Below are 13,046 nucleotides of genomic sequence, written 5' to 3' on the forward strand. Positions count from 1 at the left end.
CACTCCTTCAGCTGGTGATCTTCAGCGTCCGCACGACCTGCTCGCAGGCCGTGTCGACGCGCTGCCGCAACGCGGGGGCCTCGTACTGGCACCCGACGTGCACCCGGATCCGGCCTCGCACCACCACGAACCAGTTCACGGTGAGCTGGTCGCTCTTGCGCTGGTGGTACCCGATCACGGTGCGGCCACCGTACGTCAGGTCCGGGTCGAACGCGCTGTAGTTCGCGTTTCCCTCGGCCTGCGAACGCAAAGTGTCCACGAGTTGTGCCCGATCGGCCGTCGCGTCGTAGTCCATCACGTACTCCTGCGCGACCAGGAGGTCGTTGCCTTCTACGACGTCCTGCGGGTGCAGGATCACCTGCCGGTCGGCGACCTGGTCGGAGGTCTGGACCCAGTCGGCGGGCGCGACGAGGCTGAAGTCGTACTGGACGAACGTCTTGCCCTGCTGGGCCTGCGGTTCGTCACTCCGCTGGTTCACAACGAAGAACACCACCACAGCCGCGACGATCGCGACCACCACCGCGATCGCGACGATCCCCCACGCGAGCCGCTTCCGGGACTTGCCGGAAGCTCCGTCCGACGACCACGCCCCGGCGGGCGGCACTCCGGGACCGCTGGGACCACCGGCGCGGACCGGTGCAGGTCCGGCCAGGGCCGGACCACCCGGCGGTGGTCCGGAAAACCCGCGCCCCGGCGTGGGCCGCCCGGCGGGCAACGGTCCCGACGGCGGGTTCGGCGACGTCGGCCGAGGTGCGGCCTGGCGTGAGAGCAACTCCGCCCGGGCATCGCCCTCGGCGCGCTGCAGCTCCCGCGGGCGCACGACATCGGTGCGCCGCTCCGGCAGCGGGGCGGCCGGCGGGCCGGCGAACCGCGCCGCCGAAGCACCCGGCAAGGCCCCGGTGCGGTCGGGGTCCACGAGCACCGCCCGCAGTGCACCGCGCGCCACCACTGTCTCCGGCTGGTCGAGGCTCGTGGGCACGACGCCGGTGCGCTCGTGCACCAGCCGCGAGATCATCGGAATCCGGCTGGACCCGCCGACAAGGAAGATCGCCGTGAGCTGCTTGGGGCGCAGCCCGGCGTCGGCGATCGCGGCGCTCGTGAGTTCCACCGTGCGCCCGAGCGGCGCCGCGATCAGCTTCTCGAGGTCGTCGCGCGTCACGTGCGCGTCGGTGAACGGCGGCGGCATCGGCACGTCCGTGTAAGTGTGGCGCGACAACGTCTCCTTCGCGCCGCGCACGTCCTGCCGCAGCACGCGGCGGCGGCGCCGGTCGGTGAGTTCGTGGCCCGTGACGAGCTGCCGCCACGCCTGCGGGTCCGCGTCCGAGACCAGCGAGCCGATGTGGTCCAGCAGTGCCTGATCGACGTCCGCACCACCGAAACCCGGGTCACCGCGCGTGGCCAGCACCTGGAACCCGCCGCGCTGCGGGGGCCGGCCGGGCGCGGAAGCGCCTTCCGGCAACCTCTGCACGACGCTGACGTCGACCGTGCCGCCGCCGAGGTCGAGCACCGCGAGCGCGTCGCCGGGCCGACCGCTGAACTCGACAGTCCGGCCGTCCGGCTGGGGGACGGGAGTGAACGTCGCCGCGTGGTAGACGGCCGCGGCCACCGGTTCGGGCACGAGCGCGACCTTGCGCGCCAGCCCCCCCGCCGCCTGCCGGAGCAGCCGGGTGCGGATCGCGCCCCAGTCGGCGGGGTGCGTGAGCACGAGCAGGTCGGCCTCCGCGTCGGCCGCGAGGCGCCGGGCCTCACCGACCGCGCGGGCGAGCACGGCGTGGATGACGTCGGTGACCCGCAGCACGGAATCGCCGAGCAGCAGTTCACCCTCGTCGATCCGCCGCTTCGGGTTCGGCTCGTAGCGCGACGGGTCGACGGCCGCCTGCCGCTCAGCCTCCTGCCCGACGAACAGGGTGCCGTCGGCGGCCGCGTAGACCGCCGACGACATCAACGGCTGGCCGTCGACGACCACGACCTGCGGCTCGCGGCCGTTGACGGAGGCGACGACGCAGGTGCTGGAGGTGCCGAAGTCCACCGCGACCCGCAGCGTCACCCGGCACCTCCACCCGCCGCGTCAGCTCCTCCTGCTCGGTTCAGTCGGGCTCGATCCACGACACCTGCACGAGCTGCCGGCCGTTCTTGCGGCTCAGCATGATGCCCCGGCCCGGCGGCATGTTGCTCGGCTTGATGTTGCCGATCAGCGCGCCTTCGTCCTTCGACCCGTTGCCGACCATGCCCGGGGCCGCGATCTCCTTGAGCTTGCCGATGATCGGGTCATACGTGGCCCGCGACGCACCACCGGTGCGGCGCGCGATGACCAGGTGCAGACCGACGTCCTTCGCCTGCGCGAGGAAGTCCGACAGCGGCCGGAGCGGGTTGTTCGATTGCGTGGCCACGAGGTCGTAGTCGTCGACGAGGACGAACAGCTCCGGCCCGGTCCACCACGACCGGTTCTTGAGCTGCTCCTGCGTGACGTCCGGGCCCGGCAGGCGCCGGGTCATCGACCCGACCACGTCCCGGATCATGTCGTCCAGCTGGTTGGCCGACACCGCGTAGCCGAGCAGCGAGTCGCCCTCGAGGAAGCCGAGCATCGTGCGCCGGTAGTCGACCAGCAGGATCACGGCCTCCTGCGGCGTGAAGCGCTCGGCGATCCCGCGGCCGATCTGGCGCAGCAGGTTCGTCTTGCCCGACTCGCCGTCCATGAACGCGAAGAAGTGCGGCTCGGCGTCGAAGTCGAGGTACACCGGCGCGAGGTTGTCCTCGGCGAGGCCGAAGGGCACCAGCTTCGTGTTGCGGTGGGGGTCGATCTTCAGGACCTCGTCGTAGGTGACCATCTCCGGCAGCAGGCGGACCTGCGGCGCCGGGCGGCCCCGCCAGGCCGCGCGGACCTTCTGCACCGCGTCGGCCACGCCCGCGGCGAGCGTTTCGGGATCGCTCGACCCGTCGATGCGCGGCAGGCCCGTGAGCAGGTGCAGCTTGTCCCTGGTCATACCGCGGCCGGGCCGGCCCGCGGGGACGTTCACCGCGACCTTGCGGTCCATCTCCGACTCGGTCGGGTCACCGAGGCGCAGCTCGAACCGGGTGCCCAGCATGTCCTTGATCGCCGGGCGGATGTCCGCCCACCGGTTGGCCGTGATGACGATGTGGATGCCGTAGGCCAGCCCCTGTGTGGCGAGCCGGGTGATCGCCCCTTCGAGCTCCTCGAAGTCGTCGCGCAGCGCTCGCCAGTTGTCGACGAGCAGGAACGCGTCGCCGAACGGGTCCTGGTCGGGCGAGATCTCGCCGCGGCGCTTGCGGTTGCGGAAGTCGACCATCGAGTCCACGCCCAGGTCGCCGAACCGGGCTTCGCGCTCGACCAGGAGCGTGGTCAGCTCGGCCACGATCCGGCGGGCCTTGTCCGGCTCGCGCCGGGCCACCGCGACGCCACCGACGTGCGGCAGGTCGGCGAGCCCGGCGAGCGTGCCACCACCGAGGTCGAGCGCGTAGAACTGCACTTCCTCGGGCGTGTGCGTGAGCGACATCGACATGATCAGCGTGCGCAGCAGGGTCGACTTGCCCGACTGCGGACCACCGGCGATGACACCGTGCCCGGCGGCGCCGGAGAAGTCGGCCCACAGCAGGTCACGCCGCTGCTCGAACGGCCGGTCGACGATGCCCAGCGGCACCTGCAGCCGGCCGTTGCCGAAGAACCCGACCGGGGACAGGCCGCGATCGTCGGTGGGGTTGAGGTTCGGCAGCATCGTGTCGAGCGCGTTCGGCTCGTCGAGCGGCGGCAGCCACACCTCGTGCGCCGGTGGGCCCTGGCCGATGAACCGGTCGACCATCACCTCGAGCTCGCTCGGTTCGGTGGCCTCGTCCTGCTGCGGCTTCGGCGCCTCTTCGACGGGCTTGGGCTCCGGCTCCGGCTCGGGCGGCAGCTCGATGAAGTCGGGCACGAACAGCTGCGGCCGCTTGTCGGCGCGCACCACCGCGGCGGCGGGGCCGGCGGCCTTGATGCCGGCGGGCCGGTACGGGCCCGACACGTACGACGCCTTGAACCGCACCATCGTCGAGGTGTCGAACTTGAGGTAGCCCGAACCCGGGATCGACGGCAGCTCGAACGCGTCCGGCACACCGATCGCGGCGCGGGACTCCGCGGCCGAGAAGGTCTTCAGGCCGATCCGGTAGGACAGGTACGTGTCCAGACCACGCAGCTTGCCCTCCTCCAGCCGCTGCGACGCCAGGAGCATGTGCATCTGCAGCGAGCGGCCGACGCGCCCGATCTGGAGGAAGATGTCGATGAAGTCCGGCTTCGCCGTGAGCATCTCGGAGAACTCGTCGATGCAGATGAACAGCGCGGGCAACGGGTCGAGGTCGGCGCCGGCTTCGCGCGCCTTCTCGTAGTCCCAGACGTTCTTGTAGTTGCCCTTCGCCAGCACCTCCTGGCGCCGCGACACCTCGCCCGCGATCGCGTCCTTCATGCGGTCGACGAGTGTGAGGTCACCCGCGAGGTTGGTGATCGTGGCGGCGACGTGCGGGGCCTTGTCGAGGCCGAGGAACGTCGCACCACCCTTGAAGTCGACGAGGATCATGTTGAGCGACGTGCTGGAGTGCGTGGCGAGCAGCCCCAGCACCAGCGTGCGGAGGAACTCCGACTTACCGGAACCGGTCGCCCCGATGCACAGGCCGTGCGGGCCCATGCCCTCCATCGCCGCTTCCTTGATGTCGAGCTCCACGGCCTGGCCGTACTCACCGACGCCGAACGGCACGCGGTAGCGGTCGCGCACCGGGCGCGGGCGCCAGGCCTGCTGCACGTCGAACGTCATCGGGTCGCCCGGGATGCCGAGCAGTTCCAGCAGCGTGGGGTTGGACAGCAGCGGCTCGTCGTCGTTGGTCTCGGCGCCGCCACCGCCTCCGACGCGGTACGGAGCGATCAGCCGGGCGAGCGCCTCGGTCTCGACCACGGACAGGGTGTCGGGCCTGCCGAACCACTCGACGCCGCCGGCGCTGCGCGCGCCGAGGCGGTCGGGCTCGGCCACGAGCCGCAGGCCGCGGCGGGCGGCGAGGTTCCCGAGCGAGTCGGACAGGTCGATCAGCGTGACGCCGACCAGACCCTCCTCGAGGATGATCTGCTCTTCGCGCGTGACCTCGGCGTCGTCGATGACGATCACGATGTGCGGCTGGTCGGGCGCGGGCGTGGCGTTGCGCGAGAACCGCTGGCGGTCACGCAGTTCCTCGTCGAGCCACGCCTCGATCTGCGCCAGCGAACCCGCCATCATGCGCATCTGGCCGATGCCGTCCGACAACGTGGGGTGCTGGACGTGCGGGAGCCACTTGGCCCACTCCCACTCCTCCTTGGCCCGGCCCGCCGTGGCGACCGCGATCATCACGTCGTCGGGGCTGTGGAAGGCGATCAGCTGCGCGAGCATCGCGCGGGTGAGGCCGCGGGTCAGGCTGCGCTCACCCTGCACGCTCACCGCGGCGAACCCGCGCAGGGTGATCTGCGTGGGCAGGTCCGGCACGATCGAGTGCGCGCGCACGAACCGGCGCAACGCGAGCGTCGCGATCGGCTCCAATTCGTCGACCGGGCCGGTCTGCGGCGGCACGAGCCGCGTCGCGAGGCGGTGCGAGCTGCGGCCGACGCGCAGGTGCAGGAAGTCCTGGTCGTTCTGGCGGCGCTCCCACATCCGGCGGCTCGCGGCCAGGGACCACAGCGATTGCGGGTCGGGGTGCACCCACTCGAGCGCGGCGCGCTGGTCGACCATCGCCTCACGGGCGCGGTCGCGCATCTGGCCCAGGTACCGCAGGTAGTCCTTGCGGTCCTCGTCCATCTCGGCCTTCTTGGCCCCGCCGCCCTTGCCGCCACCGCCGGCGAGCATGCCGACGGTGCCCATCAGCATCATGCCGCTCATCATGATCGTGGTCGGGTTCTTCCCACCCGCCGTGAACATGAAGACCATCATCCCGAGCGAGGCGAAGATCATCACGCCCGGAATCGCCTTGGCGACGATGTTGCCCGGGATCGTGCGGGGTACTTCGGGTGGGGGCTCGAGGTGCACCTCGCCGCCCGGCGGGCGCGGCGCCGCAAGCCGCGGCGACTTCTTGAACTGAAGCGTGCTCATCGAAGGACCCCTCTACTCCAACTCGACGATGGCCGGCCGGCTCCCGCGCCCGGGCGCGCGGGACAACTTATCGAACGCCGCCGGGAATTTCCGGCCAACGCCCGATCGTGCACCGCAGCTGCCCCCTCGACAGACACCGACGGCTCCGGCGGTGTCACCCGCGGATCCGTTACCTCTGATCAAGGGAGTGTACGGCCCGGCACCGACGGGAAGTGATCGAATCATTCGATCCCACCTGGTCGCCGGGCCCGTCCGGCATCACCCGGGTGTACTTTCGCCAAGGATTTTCGGACAGTCGGTGATGCGCCACCCTGGGTTCGGTATAAGTTCCCCCCGGGAGTTGACTCGTCAGAGCGGGGGCGTCAAGTGGCAACGGGCACGACGGTATTCAGCAGGGTGACGGTGGTCGCGCCGAACACCCGGATCGACGTCGCGCTGCCGGCCGACGTCGCGGTGGCCGACCTGCTGCCGATGCTGCTGGAGATGGCGCGGGAGACCTCGCCCGACGGCGGCGCGCGCCACGGCGGCTGGGCGCTGGCCAAACTCGGCGACGCCCCGCTGGACCCGAGCCGCACGCTGGCGTCGCTCGGTGTCGTCGACGGCGAGCTGCTGCAGTTGCGCAAGCGCAACGAGAACCCGCCGCCGCCGCTGTACGACGACGTGGTCGACGCCATCGCGGAGTCCACCCCCGACACCTTCCGCCCCTGGACCAAGGAGACGGCGCGCCGCTTCGGGCACGTCGCCGGTGGGCTCGCGCTGTTCGCGTCCGCGCTGGCGCTGCTGCTGGGTGGATCGCTCAACGGCGGCAACTCCCTCGCCGCGGCCATCGCCGGCGGGCTCGGCGCGATCGCCTGCGTGGCGGTCGGCGCGACCCTGGTCAAGGGCTACCAGGCCGAGGGCACCGGTGTGCTGATCGCCGCCGCCGGCGGCCTGCCGCTGGCGTTCGTGAGCGGCTTCTACATCGTCCCCGGCCTCACCGTGCGGGCCAACCTGCTGCTGGGCGCGGTGCTCGTGCTCATCGTCGCGGCGGTCTGCATCCTCGTCATCGGCGCCGGCATCCGTGTGTTCATCGCCGCGGCCACGGCGGGCGCGTTCGGCGCGATCGCGTTCCTGATCGCGACGCTGGTCACCGTGACCCCGGCCGGCGTCGGCGCCGGGGCGGTCGCCGTGTCGCTCGCCTGCATCTCGATCCTGCCGCGGGCCACGATCTGGCTCGCGAAGCTCCCGCTGCCGCACGTGCCCAGCACCGCGGAGGAGCTCAAGGAGGACTCCGGGTTCCCGGACTACGAGGCGATCGAGAAGCGCACCGCGGTCGCCCACGACTACATGACCGGCTTGCTGATCGGCTGCGGTGCCACCACGGCCGTCTCGGCCGTGATCGCCGCGACCGCGCCCGGCGTGTTCGGCATCATCCTCGGGGTGGTCGCCACGCTCGTGCTGCTGCTGCGCGCCCGCGCGTACGCCAACGGCGCGCAGGCCATCGCGCTGCTCACCACCGGCATGGTGTCCGCGGCCGGGATCCTGATCGGCTGGCTGTTCTCCACCACCGCCGAGAACCGCGTGCTGTACGTCTTCGGCGCGCTGATCCTCGTCGCCGCCGGTTCGCTCGTGGTCGGCGTGATCTTCCCGAACCAGCGCTTCTCCCCGCCGCTGCGGCGCACCGTCGAGATCTTCGAGGCGATCTGCATCGCCGTGGTGCTGCCACTGGCCCTCGGCGTGATGGACCTCTACACGACGCTGCGCCACCTGAACCTCAAGTGAGCCGCCAGATGCGCGCGCGACGACCGTTGTCCCGGCGGCTCGGGCTCGGGGGCCGCACCGGTGTCGCCCTGCTGGCGGCCGGGATCGGGGTGCTGTCCCCGTTCGCCGCCGTCTCGCCCGCGTCGGCGCAGCAGGCCACCGACGCGGCCGGCACGTGGGCGAAACCGCCGCAGGTCGACCGGGGTGCGCTGCCGAACGACACGCGCAGGCCGGACAAGACCTACAAGCAGAAGACGGGGTGCGTTCAGCGCAGCCTGGACAACAACGTCCCGATCAACATCATCCCGTGGGGCCAGGCGTACCTGCAGCTGGACAAAGCCCAGCAGATCGTGAAGGCGGCGAAGGGCACCATCGGCGGTGACCAGAAGATCGCCGTCGTCGACACCGGCGTCACGCCGCATCCGTGGTTCCAGGGTCGCGTCGAAAGCGGCGGTGAGTACGTCGCCAACCCGACCAACCACCAGCCCGGCGGTCTGCAGGACTGCGACGGCCACGGCACCGAGGTCGCCGGCATCATCGCGGGCAACCCGCAGGACCCGAAGGTCGGCTTCATCGGGGTCGCGCCCGACGCGACGATCGTCTCCTACCGGCAGCTGAGCGAAAACTACTCCGAAGACACGAGCTCGAACAGTTCGAGCAACACCGGCCAGCCCGGCGGGCAGCAGGGCGGTCAGCAAGGGGGCCAGCCAGGCGGCCAGAACGGCGGGCAGCTGCCCCCGAGCACCGGTGGCGGCGGCCAGGTCGAAGGCACCGGCCCGCAGCAGGACAACAACGGCGACACGCGCCAGCTCCAGAAGGAAGGCACCGCCGGCACTCTGGACACGCTTGCCCAGATCATCCGCGGCATCGCCGACCGGGGCGACATCAAGGTCGTCAACATGTCGGTGGACCACTGCCGGGCGGCCGACGGCACCGGTAGCATCCAGAAGGGCGAGCAAGAGGTCCAGGCCGCGGTGAAATATGCGGCGGACCGCGACGTCGTCGTCGTCGCGGCGGCGGGCAACGTCTCCGACACCTGCCCGCAGAACGACCAGCCCGACCCGAACAAGCCGAAGTCGATCGTCACGCCGCCGTGGTTCTCCGACGACGTGCTGTCGGTCGGTGCGATCGACCAGAGTGGCGGTGTGGCGTCGTTCAGCGTGCACGGCCCGTGGGTCGGCGTCGCCGCGCCAGGCACCGACATCGTGTCGCTCGACCCGGCCGAAGGCTCTACGGGCCTGGCGAACCTCACGATCAACAACGGCCAGCAGTCGAAGATCCAGGGCACGAGCTTCGCCGCGCCGTACGTGGCCGGCTTGGCCGCGCTCGTCCGCTCGATGTACCCGAACCTCAACGCGCGCCAAGTGATCCAGCGCATCGAGGCCACCGCGCAGCACCCGGCCGCGCCGGGCGGGCGCGACGACTTCGTGGGCTACGGCGTGATCGACCCGGTGGCCGCGCTCACCGCGAACTTGCCGGGCGACGTCGGCATGCTGGCGCCGCCGAAGCCGGTGGTCCAGGCCGCCCAGCTGCCGCCGGCCGACAGCACCAGCTCCACGCCGATGATCGTCGCGCTGGCGGGCACCGGCGGTGGTGTGCTGGCGCTGCTGATCACGCTCTTCGTGATGCACACGATCAGGCGCAACCGGCCCAACAGCTCGCCGGGCTGAGCATTCCCGTCCTGAAGCCCGAAGGGGCCGCACACCGGTTTTCGACGGTGGCGGCCCCTTCGGTCACTTCTGGGGTTTCTTGGCCTTGTCGGGCTTCTGAGGGCGCGGGTCCTCCCCGATCACCGGTGGCGTGACGTGCTCCGGTTCACCGAGGAGCTCCGACGGTTTGGCCGACGTGCGGTTCTTGGGCTGGCGCGTGCCACCGCCACCGCCGCCCGCGCCGCCGCCGAAGCCGCCCATCATGGGCATCATCGGCATGGCCATGCCCGGCTGTCCCTGCGCCGGCTGCGCGGGCGCGGGCGCGGGTTCCGGCTGGACCGGGAGCACGCCCGCGTCCACCTGCTGCAAGTGCGGATCGACGCCGGATTCCTTGCCCTGGTGGACATCCTCGGCCGCGGACGGTGAGACGGAGTCGTCGGCCGAGGACGGCGCGGTGGTGTCGGAGGTGGCGGTGTCGAACGGGGCGGTGTCTGAGGTAGCGGCGTCGGGCGCGGTGTTTTCGACCTGATCGGGTGCATTTCCGTGCTGCGCGCCGGAATCAGGAGCCGTCGAGCCGGCCTGCGCGGCCTCGCCGGCCTCGGCTGGGCGCGCGGAATCGCTGCCGTGGAGCCGGAACTGCTCCGCCGGGTAGTGGCGGCGGACCACGATGCTCGACTGCTCGCCCGCCGGCGCGTCTACGCCGTCGCACAGCCGGCCGAACTCCTGCAGCACGTCTTCCGCCGCGTCGTAGAAGGACCTCATGGACTGCTCGGTCTCGCGCAGCTGTGCGCGCGAGCGGCTCACGCCCCCGACGGGCAGCATTGCCGATTCGGACAGCAGATCGGCCGCGTCGGTGAGCACGTGGGTGGCATCGCCGACGATCTTGCGCAGCGTGCCGGCGAGTTCGTCCAGCGCGCCCGCCAGCTCGTCGAGGGCGTCCTCGACGCCTTCGCTCGCGGACCGGATTTCGCCCAGGTAGGTGACGAAGGCATCGGCGTCCGCACCGGACCACGACGCGTCGAGCCGGCCCAGTTCCTCGGCCAGCTCGGCGGAAACCCCGCCCGCTGTCTTCGCGGCCGTGCGCAAGCGCTGCGCTTCCTCGTCGAGGTCCGCCCAGCGGCCGACGAGCGGGCGGTAGTACGCCGCGACGGGGTCGGTCACGCCGAGCTCGCCCGCGAGTTCGGACACGAACGTCAGCGACGGTTCCGTCACGACCGCCTCCCGGCGCGCTTGAGGAGCTCGGCCGCGTCGGCGTCACGCTGTGCGTGGGCCGCGGTCAGCTGTTCGAGCGCCTGCGCGGCCGACCGCAGCGCGGTCGCGCCCGCCTGGAGCTGCTGCCGCAGCGCCGTCGACGCACGCACGTACGACCGGTCCAGACCGAGCCGGCCGCCCAGCTCTCCGTACGTCTCCGCCGTGGTCGCGCCCGTACCGATGCCGGACGCCGCCGAGTCCAGCTCGCCGGCGGCGTGCGCCACCTTCGCCGCGTAGCCGTCGACGACCGCTCCGTCGATGTTCAGCGCGTTGTTCCCCGCCGCCACGACACCCTCCTCACCCGACTGTGTTCGAGTGTGACGGACACGGCCGCGCGGTGGTTCCCGGTTCAGCCGCCCGCCTGCTGCCCGGCCTGCTGGGCCGGGAACGAACCCGCGTTCGGGTCGATCGGCACGGAGTCGAACTGCTTCTGCACGTCCTGCGTGTTCAGCGACGAACCCGTGGGCAGCAGCCCGATGATCGACTCCGGCGCCGGCAGAGGCCTGTCCAGACCGAGCACCTTGGCCGTGGCCTGGTCCGGGACGCCGTAGCGGAGGCCGCGGTCCGAGATCAGCTGGATCGGCCCCTTCCCGAACGTCGCACTCGACTCGGTGGCCGACGACACGACCGCGCCGAAGCCCGGCGGCATGAAGAACCCGGTGATGGGCAAGCCGTTCGGGCCCGCGGTGCTCACGCTCTGGACCTTCGACGTGTTGTCCGGGTTGAACGTCTCGGCCGGCAGGCGGTTGCTGACGTACACCGACGTGTGCGCCGTGTTCTTCCCCTGATCGAACGACCAGCCGAGGCACGCCACCGGCGAGCCCTGGGTCGCGTCGAGGACGGTCGGGGTCTCCTGCGGGTAGTTGCTGACGTCGACGAAGCCGTCGTCGCCCTTCTGCAGCTGCCTGACGCCGTTGATGCTGCTGAGGGCGAGGTCGACGACCTTGCTCGAGCTGGCACCGTTCTTCGCCACGCGCACGATGTCGGCGACGGCGCTGGACACCTTCTCGATGCCCGTCTTCGTGATCAGCCAGAACTCCGGCTGCCCGCCCGAAGGAGTGGTCGAGAAGACGTCGCCGACCACGAGGCCTTGGAAGTTCTGCTGCGGCGTCTCCCCGGCGCCGTCGACCTGCGGCGGCACGAGCGGGTTGGCGTCGGGGATCGCGTTGAGGAACGCCTGCGAGACCTTGCGCGCCTTGGACGGCAGCTGCAGCGCGGCCTTCACGGGGTCGTTGTTGTCCAGGCTCACCTCGGCGCGCACGGTGTTGGCGTCCGGCCGCGCCTGCGTGGGCGAGAGGCGGTAGATCAGGTACGTCTTCCCGTTGCCGGCGTCGCCCAGCAGCGCCTGGCCGTGGTTGAGTTCCGTGCCGACGTTCGCGACACCAGCGATCACCGTGGTGTCGGTGCGGTTCACGCTGTCCGGAACCGGCAGCGACGGATCGAGCTCCACCTGGTCGCACACTGCCCAATTGGGGGAAATGCGTTGGGATTGATCGGGCAGAAGTTGTGGCCCATCGGGAATTCCGGTCAGCTTTCCGCGCGGAATATTCTTGAGCTGTTCATCCGAGACGACGGTCGGTGTCTTCAGCTCGGTCGACGCCGAGGCGGCAGCCGGCTGCGCGCCACCCTGGCCGCCTTGCGACGACTGCTGTTGCTGCGCAAGCAGGATCAACCGGGCGGACGCCAGGTTGAAGGTCGGGATCAGCTTCTGCGGATCGCCCGTGACCACGTACACGGTGCCGGACTGCTCGCCGATCACGATGTTCCCCGACGCAGGCACCGACGGAGCCGGGCTGAGCAGGGCCCACAGCACGAAGACGACCGCACCCAGCACGCCGAGGATCACCCCGACGACGGTCGCCCGCGCGTGGGTGCGCATCGGGTCGTGCAACATCACCGCGTCGCGGCGGACGAGCGCCGACTGCATCCGGCGCATGACGAACTTGTAGGCCTGAACCTGTGACTTAGTCGTGGGTGTTGATGGCATTTCCGACCTACAGTCCTCCCCGTCGCGGTACGGTTCCGCAGGATAGCCGTACGGGGACCGTCTGGTGTGGGGTTTCTACCAACTCAAGCTAGGGTCGGACACCTCGGTACCGGCTTTCCGGGAACGTAGCACTCACGAGGGGAAGAGAACGCGCGGATGTCCGTCACCACGCCTCCACGTCCGCCTGGCCCGCCCGGGCCGCCACCGCCACCCGGAGGACGGCCTCCGGGCCCGCCGCAGCGGCCCGGCAGAGCGGGTGGACCGGGCGGGGTGCCGGGTGGTCCTGGCGGACCCGGCGGTGTGCCGCGCGGTCCCGGTGGACCC

General features: G+C 71.1%; 7 protein-coding genes. 2 read left to right on the plus strand and 5 right to left on the minus strand.

From position 1 onward, the window contains the following. Window positions 1-7: 7 nt before the first annotated feature. Complete coding sequence (locus I6J71_RS40440; protein WP_239154188.1) at window positions 8-2,047, minus strand: type VII secretion-associated protein; 2,040 nt, start codon at window positions 2,045-2,047, stop codon at window positions 8-10. A gap of 40 nt (window positions 2,048-2,087) precedes the next feature. Then, entirely contained in the window at window positions 2,088-6,095 is a 4,008-nt protein-coding gene (gene eccCa, locus I6J71_RS40445) for a type VII secretion protein EccCa (protein ID WP_204091679.1), read from the minus strand. A gap of 396 nt (window positions 6,096-6,491) precedes the next feature. Between eccCa and eccD the strand changes: the two genes are divergently transcribed. Together eccD and I6J71_RS40455 are read left to right on the plus strand one after the other, a co-directional pair. Continuing rightward, the gene (eccD, locus tag I6J71_RS40450) at window positions 6,492-7,856 is read left to right on the plus strand and encodes a type VII secretion integral membrane protein EccD (RefSeq protein ID WP_204091680.1); all 1,365 of its coding nucleotides are present in this window, start codon (window positions 6,492-6,494) and stop codon (window positions 7,854-7,856) included. 8 nt (window positions 7,857-7,864) lie between these two features. Continuing rightward, entirely contained in the window at window positions 7,865-9,505 is a 1,641-nt protein-coding gene (locus tag I6J71_RS40455) for a S8 family serine peptidase (protein ID WP_204091681.1), read from the plus strand. A 63-nt stretch (window positions 9,506-9,568) separates the two neighbouring features. Here I6J71_RS40455 and I6J71_RS40460 read toward each other — a convergent pair whose 3' ends face one another. The 3 genes from I6J71_RS40460 to eccB form a co-directional block, all read right to left on the minus strand. Next, the gene (locus I6J71_RS40460; protein ID WP_204091682.1) at window positions 9,569-10,696 is read right to left on the minus strand and encodes a WXG100 family type VII secretion target; all 1,128 of its coding nucleotides are present in this window, start codon (window positions 10,694-10,696) and stop codon (window positions 9,569-9,571) included. After that, window positions 10,693-11,022: a hypothetical protein gene (locus I6J71_RS40465; protein ID WP_239154189.1), complete on the minus strand. Its 330-nt coding sequence runs from the start codon at window positions 11,020-11,022 to the stop codon at window positions 10,693-10,695. Before I6J71_RS40465 ends, I6J71_RS40460 begins: the two co-directional genes overlap by 4 nt. 62 nt (window positions 11,023-11,084) lie before the next feature. After that, entirely contained in the window at window positions 11,085-12,662 is a 1,578-nt protein-coding gene (gene eccB, locus I6J71_RS40470) for a type VII secretion protein EccB (protein ID WP_239155558.1), read from the minus strand. Window positions 12,663-13,046: the final 384 nt, after the last annotated feature.

This window comes from Amycolatopsis sp. FDAARGOS 1241 (assembly GCF_016889705.1).
Taxonomy (GTDB): domain Bacteria; phylum Actinomycetota; class Actinomycetes; order Mycobacteriales; family Pseudonocardiaceae; genus Amycolatopsis.

What these genes read in the sequence shown, in the direction of transcription:
- I6J71_RS40455 (WP_204091681.1), top strand. Translation starts at nt 7,865, where the DNA reads ATGCGCGCGCGACGACCGTTGTCCCGGCGGCTCGGGCTCGGGGGCCGC.
- eccB (WP_239155558.1), bottom strand. Translation starts at nt 12,662, where the DNA reads ATGCAGTCGGCGCTCGTCCGCCGCGACGCGGTGATGTTGCACGACCCG.
- eccCa (WP_204091679.1), bottom strand. Translation starts at nt 6,095, where the DNA reads ATGAGCACGCTTCAGTTCAAGAAGTCGCCGCGGCTTGCGGCGCCGCGC.